The sequence below is a fragment of the Bacillus sp. AC266 genome, from assembly GCF_979253805.1.
Genome location: NZ_CEEDEC010000001.1, coordinates 695,815 through 716,002, shown reverse-complemented (window position 1 = coordinate 716,002; position 20,188 = coordinate 695,815). Strand labels below are relative to the sequence as shown.

20 protein-coding genes, 1 pseudogene and 1 riboswitch are annotated in these 20,188 nt (G+C 31.9%); of the genes and pseudogenes, 4 read left to right on the top strand and 17 right to left on the bottom strand.

Annotated features, from left to right (window positions below; genetic code table 11):
• Nucleotides 1-58: 58 nt before the first annotated feature.
• Nucleotides 59-463, top strand: coding sequence for a PadR family transcriptional regulator (locus tag AC0IXC_RS03745; RefSeq protein ID WP_341087621.1), 405 nt, complete (start codon nucleotides 59-61; stop codon nucleotides 461-463).
• A 103-nt stretch (nucleotides 464-566) separates the two neighbouring features.
• Here the strand turns inward: AC0IXC_RS03745 and AC0IXC_RS03740 are convergent, their stop codons facing one another.
• The 6 genes from AC0IXC_RS03740 to AC0IXC_RS03715 form a co-directional block, all read right to left on the bottom strand.
• Complete coding sequence (locus AC0IXC_RS03740) at nucleotides 567-722, bottom strand: DUF1540 domain-containing protein (RefSeq protein ID WP_000046092.1); 156 nt, start codon at nucleotides 720-722, stop codon at nucleotides 567-569.
• 73 nt (nucleotides 723-795) lie between these two features.
• A complete protein-coding gene (locus tag AC0IXC_RS03735; protein WP_002189783.1) occupies nucleotides 796-1,425 on the bottom strand; it encodes a Vat family streptogramin A O-acetyltransferase in 630 nt (209 codons plus the stop codon).
• Nucleotides 1,415-2,698 carry an MFS transporter gene (locus AC0IXC_RS03730; RefSeq protein ID WP_002189786.1) on the bottom strand — a complete coding sequence of 428 codons (1,284 nt, stop codon included), beginning with the start codon at nucleotides 2,696-2,698 and terminating at the stop codon, nucleotides 1,415-1,417. Before AC0IXC_RS03730 ends, AC0IXC_RS03735 begins: the two co-directional genes overlap by 11 nt.
• 267 nt (nucleotides 2,699-2,965) lie before the next feature.
• Nucleotides 2,966-4,201 carry a cytochrome P450 family protein gene (locus AC0IXC_RS03725; RefSeq protein ID WP_002189787.1) on the bottom strand — a complete coding sequence of 412 codons (1,236 nt, stop codon included), beginning with the start codon at nucleotides 4,199-4,201 and terminating at the stop codon, nucleotides 2,966-2,968.
• 160 nt (nucleotides 4,202-4,361) lie between these two features.
• Complete coding sequence (locus AC0IXC_RS03720) at nucleotides 4,362-4,766, bottom strand: hypothetical protein (protein ID WP_002032464.1); 405 nt, start codon at nucleotides 4,764-4,766, stop codon at nucleotides 4,362-4,364.
• Nucleotides 4,767-4,912: 146 nt separating this feature from the next.
• Nucleotides 4,913-5,917: a DUF1835 domain-containing protein gene (locus AC0IXC_RS03715; protein ID WP_471652595.1), complete on the bottom strand. Its 1,005-nt coding sequence runs from the start codon at nucleotides 5,915-5,917 to the stop codon at nucleotides 4,913-4,915.
• Between the two features lie 298 nt (nucleotides 5,918-6,215).
• Here AC0IXC_RS03715 and AC0IXC_RS03710 point away from each other — a divergent pair, with 298 nt between their 5' ends.
• The gene (locus AC0IXC_RS03710) at nucleotides 6,216-6,419 is read left to right on the top strand and encodes a hypothetical protein (protein ID WP_002189789.1); all 204 of its coding nucleotides are present in this window, start codon (nucleotides 6,216-6,218) and stop codon (nucleotides 6,417-6,419) included.
• A 343-nt stretch (nucleotides 6,420-6,762) separates the two neighbouring features.
• Here AC0IXC_RS03710 and AC0IXC_RS03705 read toward each other — a convergent pair whose 3' ends face one another.
• Entirely contained in the window at nucleotides 6,763-6,966 is a 204-nt protein-coding gene (locus tag AC0IXC_RS03705) for a hypothetical protein (protein ID WP_002085220.1), read from the bottom strand.
• 624 nt (nucleotides 6,967-7,590) lie between these two features.
• On the opposite strand from AC0IXC_RS03705, the gene AC0IXC_RS03700 reads away from it, so the two are divergent.
• Entirely contained in the window at nucleotides 7,591-7,782 is a 192-nt protein-coding gene (locus AC0IXC_RS03700) for a hypothetical protein (RefSeq protein WP_002070042.1), read from the top strand.
• Nucleotides 7,783-8,378: 596 nt separating this feature from the next.
• On the opposite strand, the pseudogene AC0IXC_RS03695 reads toward AC0IXC_RS03700, so the two are convergent.
• The 9 genes and pseudogenes from AC0IXC_RS03695 to AC0IXC_RS03655 all read right to left on the bottom strand — a co-directional run.
• Nucleotides 8,379-8,669, bottom strand: a pseudogene (locus tag AC0IXC_RS03695) (homoserine dehydrogenase); the annotation flags it as partial.
• 70 nt (nucleotides 8,670-8,739) lie between these two features.
• Nucleotides 8,740-9,156: a DUF3995 domain-containing protein gene (locus AC0IXC_RS03690; RefSeq protein WP_471652594.1), complete on the bottom strand. Its 417-nt coding sequence runs from the start codon at nucleotides 9,154-9,156 to the stop codon at nucleotides 8,740-8,742.
• A gap of 145 nt (nucleotides 9,157-9,301) precedes the next feature.
• Nucleotides 9,302-10,069 carry a DUF3959 family protein gene (locus AC0IXC_RS03685; protein ID WP_215589727.1) on the bottom strand — a complete coding sequence of 256 codons (768 nt, stop codon included), beginning with the start codon at nucleotides 10,067-10,069 and terminating at the stop codon, nucleotides 9,302-9,304.
• Between the two features lie 210 nt (nucleotides 10,070-10,279).
• Nucleotides 10,280-12,661 (bottom strand): pPIWI_RE module domain-containing protein, encoded by a 2,382-nt coding sequence (locus tag AC0IXC_RS03680; RefSeq protein WP_471652593.1) that lies wholly within the window; start codon nucleotides 12,659-12,661, stop codon nucleotides 10,280-10,282.
• Nucleotides 12,662-12,993: 332 nt separating this feature from the next.
• A complete protein-coding gene (gene tenA / locus AC0IXC_RS03675) occupies nucleotides 12,994-13,680 on the bottom strand; it encodes a thiaminase II (RefSeq protein WP_002032475.1) in 687 nt (228 codons plus the stop codon).
• Between the two features lie 124 nt (nucleotides 13,681-13,804).
• A riboswitch (TPP riboswitch) is annotated at nucleotides 13,805-13,910 on the bottom strand.
• 73 nt (nucleotides 13,911-13,983) lie between these two features.
• Complete coding sequence (ddlB, locus tag AC0IXC_RS03670; RefSeq protein ID WP_002013134.1) at nucleotides 13,984-14,898, bottom strand: D-alanine--D-alanine ligase; 915 nt, start codon at nucleotides 14,896-14,898, stop codon at nucleotides 13,984-13,986.
• A 4-nt stretch (nucleotides 14,899-14,902) separates the two neighbouring features.
• On the bottom strand, nucleotides 14,903-16,351 hold the full coding sequence (pdxR, locus tag AC0IXC_RS03665; protein WP_002032478.1) for a MocR-like pyridoxine biosynthesis transcription factor PdxR: 1,449 nt from the start codon (nucleotides 16,349-16,351) through the stop codon (nucleotides 14,903-14,905).
• A gap of 96 nt (nucleotides 16,352-16,447) precedes the next feature.
• Nucleotides 16,448-17,473 carry a homoserine dehydrogenase gene (locus tag AC0IXC_RS03660; protein WP_002165683.1) on the bottom strand — a complete coding sequence of 342 codons (1,026 nt, stop codon included), beginning with the start codon at nucleotides 17,471-17,473 and terminating at the stop codon, nucleotides 16,448-16,450.
• An 88-nt stretch (nucleotides 17,474-17,561) separates the two neighbouring features.
• Nucleotides 17,562-18,803 (bottom strand): esterase/lipase family protein, encoded by a 1,242-nt coding sequence (locus AC0IXC_RS03655; RefSeq protein WP_471652592.1) that lies wholly within the window; start codon nucleotides 18,801-18,803, stop codon nucleotides 17,562-17,564.
• Between the two features lie 278 nt (nucleotides 18,804-19,081).
• Here AC0IXC_RS03655 and AC0IXC_RS03650 point away from each other — a divergent pair, with 278 nt between their 5' ends.
• Nucleotides 19,082-19,423 (top strand): DUF3914 domain-containing protein, encoded by a 342-nt coding sequence (locus AC0IXC_RS03650; protein WP_002165682.1) that lies wholly within the window; start codon nucleotides 19,082-19,084, stop codon nucleotides 19,421-19,423.
• A gap of 75 nt (nucleotides 19,424-19,498) precedes the next feature.
• Here AC0IXC_RS03650 and AC0IXC_RS03645 read toward each other — a convergent pair whose 3' ends face one another.
• Entirely contained in the window at nucleotides 19,499-20,170 is a 672-nt protein-coding gene (locus AC0IXC_RS03645) for a lipoprotein BA_5634 family protein (protein WP_002127671.1), read from the bottom strand.
• Nucleotides 20,171-20,188 lie beyond the last annotated feature (18 nt).

The window sequence follows — 20,188 nt, the reverse complement described above, 5'->3', positions numbered from 1 at the left end:
TTTAACTAAAAAACCAATAATGGAAATATATTACAGCTTATGACCCGTTTTTACACGTATCTCGGCTGAACCCCATAATACACTGTATCCCGCTCTTCGGCGCTTCGAAAATATGGGGGCTATAATTAAACAAATACATAAACAAGTCGGAAAGCCACACCGAAATATGTACGACATAACTGAAACAGGAGAAGAAATTTTTTATGAAATGTTAAGAGAGTTTCCCGAAAAGATTGCGACAAATAACGCTGAATTCCTTGTGCGTATCGCGCTATTTGAAAAACTTGATTACGAAGCTAGAAAAGAAATTTTAACAATAGGCCAAGACGTACTACATAAACAGCTTACTGCTACTCAATCTTTACATGTTAGCTCATCTTTTATTACAGAAGTCATTGAATTTAGTAAATCGCGTATTGAGCATGAATTACTCTGGATTACATCACTTATGAAGAAAATATGAAAAAATAAAAAGAAAAGTTAAAAACAATGAATGAAAATGAGATTTATTATCAATACTATAATTAATAAAAGGGCAACCACGATTTGGCTACCCTTCAAAAATTTTATATTTCTGGATCAAAAGTTTTGCAATCTGTTTCTTCCGTAGTTGATGCATGTTTCCCTTTATTACTTACTACATAAATTGCATCTGCACTACATTTATTGCCGTTAGCCCAAAATTTACAGTTGTTTACTTCACATAAAACGTCTTGTGCCATAGTATCACACCTCCTTGTTCTAATATCATTAACAAAATTCGGAGGTATGATACTCTTTGTTATGCATTTTTTATTACCTTTTTAGCTTTCTTAATGGTTCAATGTCTCCTTGAACAATAGCATCTATATTTTCTGTTATTTTTTCAATGTCAAAATGCCACCATTGAATTTGCAATAATTCTTCTACTATTGTATTTGTAAATCGTTCTTTTATTTTATTTGCAGGGTTTCCGCCAACAATTGTATATGGTGCGACGTCTCTAGTCACAACAGATTTAGCTGCAATGATTGCACCATCTCCTATTTTTATTCCAGGCATAATCGTTGTATCCATACCAATCCAAACGTCATTTCCTATAACTGTATCACCTTTGTAAGGTAAATCAGACAAATTAGGTGTATACTTCTCCCACCCATTTCCAAATATATTAAATGGATATGCCGAAAATCCATCCATCCGATGATTCGCTCCGTTCATAATAAAGGTAACTCCATTTGCAATACAACAAAACTTTCCAAGTATAAGGCGATCTCCAAGAAATTCATAATGATGTAATACACGATCTTCAAATGTTTCTCCATCTTTCGCATCATAATATGAATAGTCTCCAATGAGTATATTAGCTTTTGTTATTGTATTTTTTATAAATTGGACATTTTGATTTCCTTCAATAGGGTACTTAACATTTGGATTAGGATTCATTTTGTACAACACTTCCTTTATCACTTATTTCATTTTCTATTGCTATTACTGGCTTTAAATTGTATATCGGTAAAATAAATAATAATCCAATTATAAATAGTAAAGCTGTGCCCTCATACATCGTACTTAATGAAAACATTTCTTTTAACGAACCAGCAATACTCATTGTTACTACCATTGAACCGGTAAATAATGGACTTAAAATGCCATTTACACGACCAATAAAATCAGTATCACTATTTTGAATAATGAGTGTATTAATCCCTATTTGGATACACGGAAGAGCTAACCCACTAAAAAGTTGTGCTGTGAGTGTTACCCATAAATTTGTGGAATAACCTATAATCCCAATACCGATCGCCTGACCTAGCATACCAATAATTAACATCTTTTGCGGAGCAACGTTCTTCGCAAATACCATCGCTAAAGCGCCCCCAACAATCATTCCTGCACCATTTACCGTTAGTAACCATTGTAAACTCTCTTTTGATAATCCTAACTGCTCAGTTACAATAAATATACCAAGTGGCTGAATTAAACCGATACCGAGTCCTGCTGCCATAAAACAAAGGCCAAGCAAAGTTAATGCTTTTTTCTTTTTCACATATTTAATCCCATCCAGCATCTCCTGTAATAGCGTGATTTCTTTCTTCTCATTATCATTCTCAAGATCTTTCGGTAGAAATAACAACACAGCTGCAGCAAGTAAAAAAGCGATACCTGTTATGATGATTGAAATATAAATTCCAAAACTATGAAAAATAAATGTTCCAAGAATCGGTCCTAATACCATAAAAATCGCAAATATTGTTTGATATATTGACATCGCTAATTGGATTTGTTCCGTTGATAAATGCTGTTTAAACAATTTCATACCTGATGGTTGAGAAAACTGCGAAAGGATTGCAGAAATAAGCGTGACAAAAAACACGATTTTCCATGTTCCAAACATAAGTGTAATTAATACAGCGAATACTGAAATGGAACTTAACGTTTCACACCATATCATCGTCTTCTTTGGCTTCCACCTATCAGCAAAAGTTCCTCCAATGAATGAGAAAATAAAAATGGGAGCAAATTCAGCAACCGAAATCATTGAAATAGCAAAAGCATCACCTTTCGTCATTTCCATAACATAAAGTAATACCGCAAAGTTACGAACCCAAATTCCAACTTGTAAAAATAATGCTGATGCTAGAATCCCTTGCACAAATCGATTTTTTAATACTTGTGATACCCCATGATTTTGTTTCGTTTCTGCAGTCGTCGACATAAAAAAGCCTCCTATTTCGTGTTCTGAACAGGAGGCAGCACAAATCATATGAAAAGACTATATATTCGCAGTGCGAAACACATCCCTTTTCTATACATGCACATACTAATCCTATTCAGAAGAATATTTCGTTTTTTAACGAAGATCTCTTACAAATAGAATTAGTTGATCATTGGGATGTTTTCACCCTTCCGTTTCGAATTTAAATAACACATACATACTCTATGTTAATCATTTGTCGTGTATGCATGTCTCAATATAACTATTCTAAAAAGACAATGGTAATTCCTCTAAAGAACGCATTAAATAATTACCTTGCCAATTAATTTTGTCACGCTCACCTTTTATTTGTAACGATGGCATTCTTTTAAACAGAGCAGTAATAGCAATCTTTGCTTCCAACCTAGCAAGTGGAGCTCCTAAACAGAAATGGCTACCATGTCCAAAAGCAATGTGACGGTTATTCTCACGCATAATATCAAATACTTCTGGGTTTTCAAATACTGTTTCATCACGGTTTGCTGAAGCTAATGCGATAATAACCATATCTCCTTTTTGGATTGTTTGGTCATGAATTTGAAACGGCTCAGCCGCCCATCTTGCAGTTGTCACCTCAACTGGAGAATAATAACGCAATCCTTCCTCAATAGCTGAATCAATTAATTCCGGATTTTCTTTTAATAACTGTAATTGCTTCGGATTTTCAAGAAGTGCTAATACCGTATTTGTTATTAAATTCACTGTCGTCTCGTGTCCGGCTACAATTAATAACATGATCATTGAATATAGCTCTCGAGCACTAAGTTTATGCCCTTCATTTTCTGCAAGTATTAACGCACTAACCAAATCTTCTTTTGGATTTTTTCGTTTTACATCAACTATATATTGGAGATATGTAATAAACTCAGATAGTTGTTTTTCGGTTTCTTTTATTTCTTCAGGTGTTTCTGGCGATGCAATGACAGCATGAGACCAAATTCTAAATTTCGCTTGATCCTCTTTTGGAATTCCAAGCATCTCACTTATTACAATAATCGGTAATGGGAATGAATAATCATCCACAAGATTTAATGTACCTTTTCGCTCTATTTCACTTATTAAATCATCCGCTATTCTCTGAATTCTTCCGTCTAATTGTGAAATCATCTTCGGTGTAAAAGCTTTTTGAACTAAAGATCGCAAACGACTGTGGTTAGGTGGGTCCGAATTTAACATGTGCGTTGTTAAATGATCACTATTGTCAACGGAAAGATGCATGTTCTTTGTATCTTGAGGAAACACATTTGCCTGATCTTTTTTTAAGCGATTATCTTTTAAAAGCGGCAGAGCATCTTCATATCTTGTAATGAGCCATTCTTTACCGATTTCAATTTGATTTACAAATAATATAGGCTGTACTTTTCTCGATTCTTTATAAATTTCATAAGCATCTTCTTTAAACTGAGCAGAAGCTAAATTAATGCCATCCTCTATTTTTTGGCCAACCTTATTTTTTATTGACATTACATTCCCTCACTCTCAATTATTTGTGTAAATCAACCTAACATTTGAATTATACTTCAATAAAAACTAGAAAATTGTAAATTTTTAATTAAAATCTTACTTCGTATATTGAAAAATAAAAAAGTGAGAGAGTAAAATTATTCTACTCTCTCACTTCCTATTATGCGAAGCACATAAAATTACTAATTTGTTGATATCGATAACTTACTTTACGACGACGACCACCTTGCCAAGTGTAACCTGAAACCCCGCTTCTTCTTACCTCGGTTGGAAAGAACCATAAATCTCTTCCGAAAGGACCAGGTCGATGTAAACGTAAATAGCCCCATCTTCCTAGACAGTTACACATCCATGATTTCATATTCCCTGCTTGTGCTGGAGAAGCAAATGTGGATGGTAAAGACGGAGCTTGTGACGGTGGTGGTGACGTTGGAGCATCTTCCGCATCATCTGGTCTATAGTCTTCTTGTTCAATATCTCTCACTTCATTTGTAGATTCATAACCGTAGTTTTGTGGATTATAATACATCTCTTGATCATATGGATAGTTTTGTTGGTTATACATAATAACCCATCACCTTCTTTTCATTTGTTTCTTTTAACATTCATATGTGATACGCCATTCATAGGAAGCTTATGTATAGCCTAAATTCATCTGAAAAAAGCTCGTATTTTAAAAATACGAGCTTTTTTATAAACAAAATATATTTTTTATTTTATTAACTTCACACTATAAAAACGCATTTGATCTAACGAACCTTCATATTCAAATACTTCTTGCTTAATTAATTCTTTCAAGCGATATTCCAAAAACGTATCCCCAACCAATTGATCCGAAAGTCCAAGTGCTTCACCTATTACCCTCGGAGCTTTATGAAATTCTTTATCTGCTCCTACATTTTTCGCACACTCAATAATGAATTGATCAAAATAATCTTCTTGTACAGCATGCACTTCATCGTCTTTCCAAACTCTTAAAAACTCCGTGCTTTGCGATAATCTATCCCACTCATGTGCAAACTTCATTCGCTTCTCTTCAGTTAAATACGGAAATTCCACAAAACTTTTTTGGAAAAGAGCTAAACTTTCAGGAGATAATTCTCCAGTTCCACGGATATCATAATCTTGTTTTAATATTTCTCTACTCGCTTCAGAAGTATTCATAACACGAATATTTTTCTTATCTTTTAATTGCGCAATTGCAAAACAAAGCCCTACGTGCTCATGGGCATTATCCGCCTTCCAAACGGTAATCGGTGTTTCATTCGGAATTGAATGTAGCTCTTCTAAAGTCTCCTTAAATCTTGGTAAATACTCTTCTTCAAAATAACAATCATAAGAAGTTAAGTTATTTAATAACCACTGTGCCCTTGCTAATTGACCTTCATTCGTATGTAATTGATGTATGGGACCAATTGAAAAGAATTCAGAGTATGAAACAACACTCTCCTCGTGTAATTCTTCTTGTTTCAACATATATTTTAAACATCCGGCAGTTGAATCATCAAAGGCAATATGAATGTGTGTGCTTTCTTCTAAATTTTTTTCCTGAGTTGTATGACTCGTCAATTGCTTAGGGATACTCGTTAAATTTTTTATCATATCTTCGCTATAATTCCCGTCTAATACATCTAACTGTATTAGAATACTTTGAAGTAAATGTTTTGCTTCATCTTCATACATATCCTCTACAACATTTTTAATTTTATCTATCATATAAATCCCTCTATTCATTTCTAAAATAACGTAGATTATAGTGTATCATTTTAGCCCAGATGTTTAAAAGTCTTTTTAAAATCAAATCGTTTATTACACAGATTGCTGCAGCCATCTAAGTTTTTAACAAAAGCTTTCTCTATGTTCCTCTCAATCTATAGATCTATAATATTTTTTTCTTCCTCCTTATTTATCTCCCAAAATCACATTAGTTGCTAAATAATTTTTAAACACTTTGTAAATCTTTTTATTTAAATGTATAATTATATAGAAAATAAAAAATACAGGAGCAATATTAATGGCGAAAGTATTTACTAATTATAAACGTTATTTAAAAAATTGGAGATTTATATTTATTTGTATATTACCTGCTGTCGCTTTATTGTATACATTCGATGTCATCTTTGAACTACTGTGTCACCAAAATTTCTATTTGTCTAATTTAATTATTGCTATCATATTAATCTTAATATTTATTAACGTTAAAGAAAACTATAATTGAAACGAAACCGTTGTGAAGCTACATTTTTCATAAAAAATTAGAGCACCCTGCTATTGGATGCCCTAATGTGATTAGAGGTTTTTTCTGAGTATTTAGTAGGACACGAAGATCTTGTCCTACTAAATTTATACTTATTACATTGTGCACTAGAAAGCACAATGTCTAGATGCCAAATAGATACATACACATTGGAGTAACTAACACGCTAGAAAAGACCTTTCTATATCCATTCATTCTTAATAGCCTACATTATTACTAATAAAATTTTCTCATACTTTCATTGTACAATTTCTTTATTTATAAACAAAAAACATCCCCATGGATGTTTTTTATCTAATTACCTTTAAACTTCCATAAATTTAGCAGGTACACCAATTTTTTCAACTACAGAAGATATATTAGTAGGGTTAATCATTACATTTTCAATACAAACTAATTTATTTTCTAATAATCCATTCTCTGTAGTAATAAACTCTTCAAATCGTTCTAAAGTCATTGAGAATTTGTGCTCACTTCCACCATTCATACTGACTTTTACATACTTCATAGTGTCACCGCCTCTCTTAATTATCTATAATTCGCTAAAAATACGCTTACATCCTTTTATTAAAACGTGGATTTATCACTTTTATCACTTCCCACTACACGTTTGAAATGATTTTGAGAAAAAAGCTACTAAACACCACCTGTTCTTTTCATTAAAATTTCAATAGAATGTTTCTAGAATTATATATCTTTGGAAAAGATTACATAATAGTACTGATTAAATATTAGGAGTGTTATTAATGGTTGATATAATCCGACTCTTAATCACCATACTTATCGCAATTTTTTTATTTTCATCAATTATTATGGAGTTTAAAAAACCTCACAAAAGTATGTTTTGGTTCTCAATTGAAGTCTTGTTTCTGCTAGGAATCGTACTTTTAATGAAAGAATTTTTCATCAAACTTTCCGCATAAGCCCTTAAGTAAAACATAATATCCCATCAATAACGCAGGATAAATTATGATTGTTATTTTTTTCACTGAAGTTAATAATTTAACTTCCGATAGTTATCTTTTATTTATAACTACTTTATAAGCTTCTGCTAATTACTCTTTTTCGTATATTATCATGAAGACTAGAGCAAGCATGCCTTATCATATATTAGATAAGGGATGTGATAACATTGGGTAACGATAACAATCAATTTATTTTTCATGTAGTACAAAGTTCAGCAATTAAAAGATTTATAATTATCGATATAATTGCTGGAACAGGAATTTATTGGACCGTAAATTTCATTTCTTCAAATGCATTACTCGCAATTATTAGTTGTTTTTTGGGGACAAAAAAAATGAAAAAAATGCATCATTCATAGAAGCAATAACTAAATCCCAATTCATTTCTTTCAAATTTGTGCCTTTACTCTTCTTGAAGTGGGAAAGCAATTTTTCACAGTTGGCTAATTCATCCGACTTTCTGGCAGACAATACTTTTGATTGTCTGCTTCTTGTATGAGATTTTTCGTTTGACATATACTACTTTTGAACCTGTATACCAATACAAGCCATTTTGGTGTTTGGGATTTCCCTTCCTGGGATAAGTATTTTTGAACTTATCCCTTTTTGTATAGGCATGTATATTTGGGATAAAACTAATTACAAGCAGATTTTCTGTTTATTCGTAGTTCTTAACCAAAAGACTTTTCTCCTTTAAAGGACAGTAGGTACGACTGCTTGTCCTTTTTTATTAATATTTCACACACCATTTTTTGCCCCCTTCTAAGCATTCTATTACAGCTCCCAAATAGCCAATGTTTATAGTCATACAAAATAAGCAGTTGCTGATACTTTCCTTTTTGAGTTACACAACACAATAAAAATGTGTAATTATAGATTTGAATCCATGTCCCTCCTATCTCAAAAGCTCTCCTAAGTAACTAAAAAAACACCTTAAGTGGGTGTCCTTTTTTCTTTATGTAAGAGAACATACAGATAACATTAATCCTCCAAATGTCACTGTTCCTAGTAACCCCAATACAACTCCTGTTAAACAAACACAATCAGCAAGACAAATTGAAGATTGCGATAATGGCACAAATGACCTACTTGTGCTCGATCCATAATATTTTATTTTTTCATAATTTATATCCAACATGAAATGTAGACATGATACACAACCCTCAATAGTTTGAAGAGATTCATTTTCTAACCGCTCCAATAACTTGTTATTTAAAGCAAATGGTAGAGGGTACTGCTTATCTAATCATCTCTGTTGCCGTATAAATCCCTAGTTTAGTTTGTAATAAAGTATTAAAATAATGCTGGTTATATGTTCACGTTATTATTGCTAATAAGAAGGATAAAGATAAAAATGCACAAAGTGGTACATATAAAACAGTATCCATTCTAGCAAACTGCGTATCTTTTTTTCGTTTAAAGATACCAAAATAATGAAACTCACCAATTACTCTTATGAAAAAAACAACCATACAAACCCAGGATCCCATTTGAACAAAAACATTGGGAAGTGCGGAATGAACAATATTTGATTGTTGTAATAAAATCATTGCTGCCATACTTAATAATAACGCAATGAACAATGTCATTCCTGTACCTGGTGTAAACGCCTTTTCTCCAGCTTTAGTTAGAATGACACTATTTGTCGCCCACTTACTTCCGAAAGCCCAATAAACATGTAAAAAACTAACTAAGAATAATATGCAAACAGAAATATATGTAATAATAAGCATTTTGTCCTCCCATTATTTTATTTAAATCATTACCTTTAAAATATGCTATGAATCCTTCATACGCAACCTATATTTAATTACATAAAAAAACCCCTTAATGATTTATCAATTTTACGATAAATCATTAAGGGGTTAGTGAAATTTATTATGCATTATACCTATTTTTTCGACGTTCCATCCTAGTTTGTCCTTGAACAGTACTTTCTTTATATTGATCTATTTGCTCTGCCATTTCATATGTTACAACTGGTTCTTCGTTATTACGCTCATGCATTATTTCTGGCGTTTTACGTTTAGAATCTTTTCCACCAAACTTAAATAATTCCATCTTAAATTTCGGTAATCTTGGAAAGCGGATCTTAAATGATAGCCTTTTACGTTTCTTTTTTTGTTTAAATAGATTTGTATTTTCTTTATTATTATCTTTCTCTTTTCGATGTATTAACATCGCAAGTAATCCACCTAATATAAGTCCTCCAACCAAGAGTAGAAGATATACGTAATTGCTTGTCATTAAACTCGTCATACGCTCAAGTATGACTAACGACTGTACTTCTTTTATGTCCCATAATAAAGCGGTCCATAATGAGAATAAACCTAAAGTAAGCCCGTATGTACGAAAGCGGAATATACAAGGTATTAAAGCGATACAAGCGGCAATTTTGGCATTTGCTATTATAGCACTTGTTGAAATATCCTGATTCCAAATAACTAACAGTAGTGTTATAAATGGTGCATATGCTATCCAGCTACATATACGTGAATATATCTTTTTCGCAAAGTAACTACCGAAACTAGTAAAAAATAAAAGTCCTCCAATATATAAAGATTGTTCAAGAGGGATTTGCTTTAACATTCCTGCAATTGGAAAGAGGCCGCTCAGTAGCATTAATAATACATCTAATTTCTTCACAATTCCCCATTCCTTTCAAATTTTCTTTTCAATTAATAAAAATCGCTTTTCCATATGATGTAGTTTTTGTATTTCTAAAAAACATCTTAATCCTGTATGTAAATAAAGTAAATACGTAAAAGAAAAGATACATGACAAAGGATAGCCTTATTTACATGAAAAAATGACAAATCCTGCTCATTATTACTAGCAGGATTTGTACAATATTATTTATATTAATATCAATGTATCTTCTTTTTCTAAAATTATTACATCTTCATCTAATTCGTCATTGAATTCTTTAAACTCCCTTGAATCAATATCGGTAGTATAATTTTTAATTAATTTAGCCATATGCATTACATACGTATTATGAATATTTTGTTCTGAGAGCAAGGTTGATTTACAGCACATGTAATGTATCATTTTGGCGATTTCTTCTCTCTCTTCAGATTTTACACCAAGCGGGATAACTTCGAGTATGTACTGCTGTACTATCTCATTACAATCTAATTCGTATGCAGCCGTGCTATAGTAAATTCCCATTTGATCTACAAATAATCTCGTTTCATTCATAACATGTTCTTGGTCTCTAACAATATAGTTCGGTACATCTGAGTTAGTATTAATTCTAATTATGTTTATATCCTCTTTTAAATTTGGGATTATTTCAGGTGAAACCCCAATATTAACGCTTTTATTTTGCAATTCCTCTATCCAATATTTCCTCATATTGGCATCTACAATAAAATAAACTTCTTTATTTTGTTTATGTGCATCTTGTGAAATTTCAACTAATGTTTCTGACATAAATTGTTTAAAACTGACTCCTATATCATTCCTTTTTGATGGTTGTGGTAAAAACACTTTATTATTACCTATATTTAATAAAGTATGATCAATTGTGCCCCATTCTTCTTGACCATATAATTTATATAATATTTCTCTCCCATTTATTTTTGAAAAAATAGGTAAGAAATCATATTTAGACATTTTCTCAATTGATAAATTTAAAATTACCCCCGGTAATTTTATCTTATTCCAACTACACTTTAAGAACCCCTTTTGTTCTAACAAACTAAGAATGGCATTAATAATTTCTTTTTTAGATACACTTTGTCCGATAAATAAATTAATAAATGCTGAAATACGTTCCGTTTGAGCGAATCCTTCCCGAATAATTTGCTTTGGATTAATTTTTTCGCGACCATCACAATTTTTTATTGCAATTAATGCTAATTTCATTTCATTTTGCTCACCTGCCGTAGCATGTACAGCTTTTACGACATCGTCTACTAGTTTCTTTTTGTTTTTATGGCTATATTGCATTCTATATGGATTTTGTAACAATTTCCTAATGTTATATCTTACTATTTTTAACAACACCGGATTGTCTGCATTTAATACATAGGAGGAATCTCCGTTTTGAGCTAAAACTATTTTGCTATCTAATAACGCTTGTTCTATCTCTATTACTATATCATCTGACCATACTTCTAACGTAATTGATTCTAATCCCTTTGGGGCAAATAAAGGTAATAACGCATTCTCATTATTAGTTAATACATTTTCACATTCTGGAAGTAATGTGAAATATGGGCATATTCGTTGGAATTCATTAAAAAGTTCCTCTTTTTCTCTTACTTTTATACCAAATTTTATTTTTGTTCCTTGAACTTTATATATATTTTCGTTATATGGAAGAAGCACTCTTATCTTTGTTCCTCTAATATACTCTTTCGGACATTGGAGAATGTTCTCTAATTTAACTTCTCCCCCTATCCTATAATCATCTTTTAAATTTCTAAAACGTTTAATCCACTTTATTCCTTTTACAGCTTGTTGTACTTTTAACTTTACAAATCTTTGCTTTTTATTATTTGATTCAAATTCAGGAGTTGAAATCAGTATTTGGCTCCGCTTTCGCCCTAAAAGTATAGGGATATCTTTATGATTATATTGTTGATAAAACCTCCTAATCCCTACAGATACTTTTAATAGCGGAATATTCTCACCTCCACGAGTTACGTATTCAAACCGATATACATAAGAGAAATAATCATGTGTTTCTTCATCTTTAATTGGCTCAGACATCGCTTCAGAAACATGTTGTGATCGCAGTGGTGAAAAATATATTTCTTCCTCATTTTTATTTTCCAAATGTAAAGGCTGTTCGCAAAAAATATGAGTAATTAGAGCTGGTACCCATTTAGAAAACGTTTTTTTATCATGTAATGCTGGCAAATTACTAATTAAATCATACTGCCATTCTAAATGTGGTGGATCTATTAATTTATTAGGTTTCCAATCATGAATAACCTCATACCAGCTTTGGAAAATATAGTCTAACTGTTCTTGTTTCATTGGTTCTTTTGCTACAATCCAGGGCGTATCTTCCTTTAATATATATGGATTATGCTGAATGAATAATATATCAGAAAACATTTCATACAATCTTTCATTTACAAGTTTTAATTTGCTCGTTAATAAAAATGTTCTATAATGTATCTCTACAATCTCAAGCCATTCAATAGGAAAATAAATATACGATACTTTCTCATTATAGAGGGGTTCTACTATATTTTTAAATGCTAATAACTGTAATTTTTCCATATTATTAATACTTCCTCTCTTAATTTATATTGATCATGAATAATACTAGAAAAGATACCAATTTTTTAAGCATTAACGAATCAAATTTTAACCAAGCACATTAAAGGAAATAGCTAAATTACATTCGTTTATATAAATAAAACATTATTAAAATCAAATTAATATAAAGTAACTATTAACATATAACTACCTCCTTATGGGACTTTATATTATAAAATCATTATAATTAATTATTATATTTTTTTATATATGATTTACAAAAAAATTACAGAAACTAAATATAATAAAAGGTATCGCCTCTTTATATAGCGATACCTTTTATATACTCTTAATTAAATAACACCTTTAACTTCTTCATTCACCGGCCATTTTTCTAATGTATATGCCATTTCCCAAAATGAATATTCATATTGACTACTAAAAATAAAATGTTGTCTCATACGATTACGGTCTGCCTCTGTTACTTTTTCAGCGATCGTATCTAATCGTGTGATTTGCTCTTCTACTAGAGTACGGAACCAATCAGATCCATATGCAGAAATCCATTCTTGATAAATTGGCTCTTCTGGTTGACATTCTTTTAACCGTTCACCGATTTCATAATATAACCAATAACAAGGTAAAATAGCCGCAATAATATCTCCTAAATGCCCTTCATAAGCTGCACGATACATATGAGATGTATATGCATATGCAGTTGGCGCAGGAATAAAATTATCTTTTTCTTCTTTTGTAATCCCTAATTTCTTTGCGAAATTCTCATGTAATGATAACTCAGCTTCATACGTATTTTGTGCATGGTGTGCCATACGAGCTGTCGTTTCTAATTCAAGAGCCTTTGCAGCACCTAACGTTTGTACTCTAGCAAAATGACTCAAATAATAAGAATCTTGAAGCACATAATATCGAAAACTAGCTAAATCTAATGTTCCTTCGCCTAGTTTTTTTACAAAAGGATGGTTAAAACTTGCTTCCCAAATTGAATCTACTTCTTTACGTAATGATTGTGAAAAAGTCATTTAAATTCCTCCAAATAATGTAAAAAATATACGTATTTATCCACAATTATTAAAGCTGTAAAATAAAAAAACTTTCTTTACAGGCGTAAAGAAAGTGAAATTGACAGTATTTATTCGTTAAATAGCAACGTCTTTCCCACTTTCCTACGCTGGCATTAACCAGATCAGGTACTAAGAGTCTCAAAATTTCATCTGATCTCAGCCTATAAAAGGCCCCCCTAGTGGATAAATATTTAGTTGTCGTATTGTAATTATCATAGCATAATTCGTGGAACTGTCAAAAGAATTAATTATATAACTACCTTAAAAACCTTCTTCTTTCCTTACTTTTAATGAAGTTTCAATTATCATATCTAATAGTTTGCTATAATTAATTCCCGCTGCTTCCGCACTTTTTGGCAGTAAACTTGATTGTGTCATCCCTGGTAATGTATTAACTTCCATTACATATGGAATTCCTTCCTTCACCATCATATCAACCCTTGCATAAACACTACATTTTAATGCTTTATAACAAGCCAGTGACGCTTTATTTACACGTTCCTTTATTTCAGCTGGAAGTTCAATAACTTCTTCAACTGTACTAGTATCATCATATTTTGCATTATAGTCAAAGAACACAGCAGCATGTCGAATCGAAATGATAGGTAACTGTTGCCCATCAAAAATTGAACATGTAATCTCGTCACCTTTTATATACTTCTCAATTACTACTTCAGAATCCCATTCGAATACAGTTTCTAGCATAGAGATTAATTCATTTTTATCATAGACAATCTTAACTCCAACACTTGAGCCGCCAGAGTTTGGTTTTACCACTAATGGAAATCCTAATTTATCTAATTCCTCAAGCTTTAGATCCTCCATTTTTGTAAGTTCAATCCAATCTGGTGTTTCTACTCCTTCATAACGCAAAATCTTTTTTGAAATATTTTTATCCATACATATACCGCTAGATAACATATTACTGCCGCTATATGGAATACCTAAACTCTCAAGCGTCCCTTGAACCGTACCATCTTCTCCGTATTTTCCGTGTAATGCTAGCAATGCAAAATCAATGTCTTTCGCTTTTTCAATTAAATCCATTTTTTCATTTAACGTAATTGGAACGATTTCATATTTACTCTTATCTAAATGTGCAATCATTTCATTCCCAGTCATAATTGATACTTGTTTTTCAGAGGATACTCCTCCCATAATAACGCCAATTCTCATTTTCTCAACTCCAAGTTTCATTTTTTAAAGTTTCACCAATTATTTGAATCCCGCTAACAATTTCCTGTTCTTTCAAACGTGAAAATCCTAATCGGAATGTGTTCGCTCCTCCTCCATCAGAGTAAAAAACATCTCCAGGAGAAAAAGTAACTCCTTTCTCATAACACTTTTGTAAAAGTGTGCGGGCTTGAATTTTTTCTTCCAACTCTATAAACAAATGAAGTCCACCGTCTCCAGTCATTCTTTTAAACGGAATGTACTGATTACACGCCCCAACAGCTAACTCATATTTTTTCTTATAAACAGATCTTGCTTTTTTTAAATATTTTTCAAAATATCCTTCATGTAAATATTGAAACAGAACAGCTTGATCTAACGTAGATGTGTGAATGGTTCTGGCTCTTTTAACACTTTCTAAATAATGTATCAGTTCTTTATCTGCAATGATCCAACCTACACGTAAACCAGGAAAAAGTACCTTTGAAAAGCTACTAATATAAATCACATTATTACCAGCCCCTGCAAAAGTTAATAATGGCGATAAATGTGAACCCGAATAACGTAATTCTTCATTAAACCCATCCTCTATAATAGGGATCTTGTATTTTGAAAATAACCTCATCAATTCCGTTCTTTTCTCCGAACTCGTAACAATACCAGTCGGATTATGATAAGAAGGGATTAAATACGCGAAATCAAAATCCTTTTCACGCAAACTTTTTTCTACTTCATTCGTATCAATACCATCATCATTCATATTAATTCCATGAACTTCAAGTCCATGTAAACGAAAAAGCTTCAATGCAGCATGGTGAGTTGGGTTCTCACAAATAACACGCCCTGATTTCTTCGATAAAGAAGATAACACAATATCTAATCCTTCTGTAAATCCATTTGTAATTAGAATATCTTTGTTCGAAATATCTACACCTTTCATTTCCATGTAATGAAGTAAATAATTAATTAACGGTCTATAACCTTTTGCATATCCGTAGTTCAATACGATATCCCCTTCAATGGACATACGAGTAAGAAAAGCTCTTTTGAAATTTTCAACATCAAATAGCTTTTCGTCCGGGGCTATACTATTAAAAACAATCATTCCTTTTTCCCAGCGAACTCCATGCTTCATTAAGTCTAATTCATCCGCTAATGTGGTAACTGTATTAAGTTTATTTTTCCAATCTATTTCAACAGACGAGGTGTTACTTATATCCACCTTCGCAACGAAATTTCCTTTTCCTTTAACTGCATAAATGAGTCCTTCTTGTTCTAAATCCGCATATGCAGAGAGTACTGTATTTCTGCTCACTGATAATAATTCACTCAGTTCCCTTGTTGATGGGATTTTTTGGTCCCCCAACAAATGCCCTTTCATAATCATCTTTTTTAAATAATCCTTTAATTGAATATAAACGGGACGATCTTTTACAACTTTAAAATCTTTAAACAATTTCTTACCCCCTGCAATTATTTTTACATATTTATTTCATTCTCAAAAGGTCCACTACATATGTATTTTTTATTAATAGCGGTACGGTTATAAAGCCTATAAATCATTTCGATATAAATTGATTACATCTTTTAAAGCAGCTGCTGCAGCTCCGCGTGGATTAGAAGCTCCACCAATTGTAGTGACTTGTCCCATTGTATCTGTAAAGAACGTAATTCCTTTTTCCGTGCCATTTATATTTGCTAACGGATGTTCTTTCTCTAAATTACAAGGTTGTACACTAAGGTTTACTTTTCCATTATCATCTTTATATGCTGATGCAATTAATTTAATTGATTTATTTTGTTCCTTTGCATTTTGAATTTGTTGCGTTGTAACGTGCTCTATTCCGTTTATTTTTATATCTTTGAGTGAATAATCGTTTCCCATTAAACTATTCGTCAAAAGTAATAATTTACAAGCGCTATCCATCCCGCTTATATCTAATAACGGGTTAGTCTCCGCAATTCCTTTATTTTGTGCTTCTTGCAATGCTTCTTCAAACGTCTTATATTCTTCATGCATCTTTGTAAGAATATAATTTGTTGTCCCGTTCAATATTCCTTCTATTTTTTCAATATGGCAACCTGCTAAACTTAGTTGTCCAATGTCTAATGTCGGTAACGCAGCGGCAGTTGCACCGCTATATCGAATGCGTGAGCCTGAAATACGTGCTGCTGTATTCAGTTCACTCCAAGCTGTAACAAGTGCACCTTTTGAAATAGCTACTATATCCATTTGATTTTCAATAGCTTGTTTCATATACTGTTTCCCTGGATTTCCATTTTTAAGATTTGTAGCAGTTGATTCAACCAATACAGTACCATTTATATTAATCGTTCCGCGTTCCTCTGGATAATGTTCGATATATTTTTCAATTGCAGCAGAACCATCACCATACGTCAATAAATCATTAATCTGCAAACCTTTTCCGTTATGTATTGCAATATTTCTTCCTATCACTCCACTAACAACTAAGTCAATTCCATATGTTTCATTTATATATAAATATTTTTCGTTTAATAATTTAATAAATTCTTTACCAACTGTCCCATACCCCGATAATACAACTTGAATTTTCATAAGATCACCCCATGTTTTTTTTGCCAAATCCCTCTTTCAATATAATATAAAGCGCCCTCGAATTCCATCGAGAGCGCTTTATTATTATCTATTTCGGTAACCGTGATAATTTTTCTGCAATTGTTCTATAAAACTCTTGAATATTAGAAAAACCTAACGTGTCTGAAACGCTTAATCCTACCATATCAAGATGGTCCCAATTTGCTTTCGTTTCGATATGATTCCATTTTCCAACCTGTAAAGACTCATTATCATTTGCAGCAATATTAGATGAAGGTGCAATCATAGAATTTGTATTTACTACACCGTCATTTTGCCACCAAGAAGTATCTATTAATGTTCGATTCCCTTCATATCTTGCATAGGAACCTAAGAAAAATGCATTACCCATTAACACTTTATTCATTGTTATATGAGGTAAATGTAAACCTGTTATTGGTGCTGCTTGCGATGCATGTCCACTATAGGATAAGTAATATACATCCGATTGCGTCTTTACCCAATTATTTAACTCCTTTGCTCCATCAGTACTTAAATCCCATTGACTTATATCTTTTGTATTTTCCCAAATTGAACTATTTAAAATACGATCAGTATATTGAAAAAAGGACTCTCCAGTATTCTTTTTTATACCCCATTGATCCAATTTAAAATCATATAATGATAAATTATTGTTTCCACCTAAACTTGCAGCTGTAATGAGTAAATCTTTAACGAACGGCAACAGAAGACTTCCGTCCGCGAGTGTTGTACCGTTATGAGGAGTTGCTAAAGTTGTAACACTATGAACATACGATTTGCCACCTTCAAATAGTGGTGATATCTTTGTGTTCGGATGATTTTTCACATAATCTTTTTCTTCATAACTTCCTTCTTTTAATAACTGCACTAATGTTCTTGTCGTTTGTCCACCCATGCTATGCCCAACTAAATGAACTTTATTTGTTTCACTCCAATTCGGTGCAAATCCACTATAAGTTCTACCAAAACGATTATGTCCATGTTTCTCAGCATGTGCCGCACCGTAGTCTACTATTCCACCGTTAATTTGCGCATATAATTCACATGCACGATCCCAGTTACTAGAAACTGGTCCAACAGCTGCAGTATGTACTGTATAACCATTTCTTTTTAAATCTTCTTGTATATCATGAACACCACCCCAATATTTTACCCCTAGCATTTCCTCTCTACCCCATCCAGCAAATCCATTCACTAAAATGATAGGATAATTATTTTGTTGTCTCTCTTCAGCGTATGTTGTTTTCGCTGCGAATGAACAAACAGTCACTAATGCGAAAAAACATACTTTTAAAAATAATTTCCCCATACTTTCTCCCCCTCAATAAAACGTTTACATTTATCTTTGAAAAAAATACAAAATTAGTTTGCAACTTAAACATAATGTAAAGTATTTTATATACGTTGTATATATAGAAAACATATACAAATGTTGATAAATATTAATTCTAGTAAGCATTTACTTTTTATAACACAACTTGTAAATCTGATTATTTAAATTTATAATTAAATATAGTTTCCTCATGTTAAATGGATTTAAAAATCATAAGAAAACTAATTTCATTGCTTGAAAAGGAGGAAAAAAGCATGCAAGTCGGATTAAACATTCATACATTATCTCAACCTTCTAAAATAACCCCATCTAATCTTGAGCATAATACTATCTCTTCTACTAAGCATGAAGATAAGAAATCTAATGATCTAATCAAATTTGATATTCGTACATCTGAACAAGAAATGAAACAAGCGGATCATAAATTTAGCGAATTAGACTTATGGAAAATGCTAAAAGACAAAGGTGTACCTTTATGGATGATTTTAGAAATGTTACAGAAATTTCGTAAAGAAAAGGAATCTCAAAATGGTTCGGTTCAACATTCAAATGCGATTGAAGAAACGAGCGAGACTCGATTAAATGAAGTCATGTAAACTATGTTATCTGAAGGGTCTATAACTAAAAAGAGTTCAAGGTTGATAGAAACTTTATCAACCTTGAACTCTTTTTTAAGATTTTTCTTCAATCGTTAAAAACTGAACTGATACTTCTCCCTCAAAATCTTTAATTAGCTTTCTTACTTTTACATTTTCATTAACCAATGTATTATCTGTCGACATTTTAGGTTTTTCGTCACCTAAAGATTTTTTTAATTGAAGAAGATGCATTTTTGTTTCATTTGCTTTTATTTCCTTATATATATTATTTTTGGATACAATCACATACCATTGCGTTGGATAATTACGCTTGTTACCTATCCAAGCGTCACTATTGTATATGACAGGGACCTCTTTTCCTTCTAATTTAATACTTTTCAAAGTCTTTTCGTCTTCTTGTGCAAACAGTAGAGAACCCTCTTTTGGGAATTTCGGTAACGTATTTACAGGCATAAAATTGGAGCCATTATCTCGTTTACGGAAAACTTTAGCTTTAATCAATGCTTGTGCTGTAGACTCATTTAAAATTAATACTTGTCCGTTTCCATAAGTACCTGTTTTCACAGAAAACACTTCATTTTCTTTCGTAATTTCTTGATAACGATTAATAATTGGTGAAATTTTATTTTCATTTCCAATGATTAATAAACCGTTTGCAGGAAATGGATTCTCCTTTTTAGAACATGCACTAAAACTTATTAATAGTAGTATCGTTAACATAAAAATAGTTAAAGTTCTTTTCATCGCGTTTCCTTTCATCAT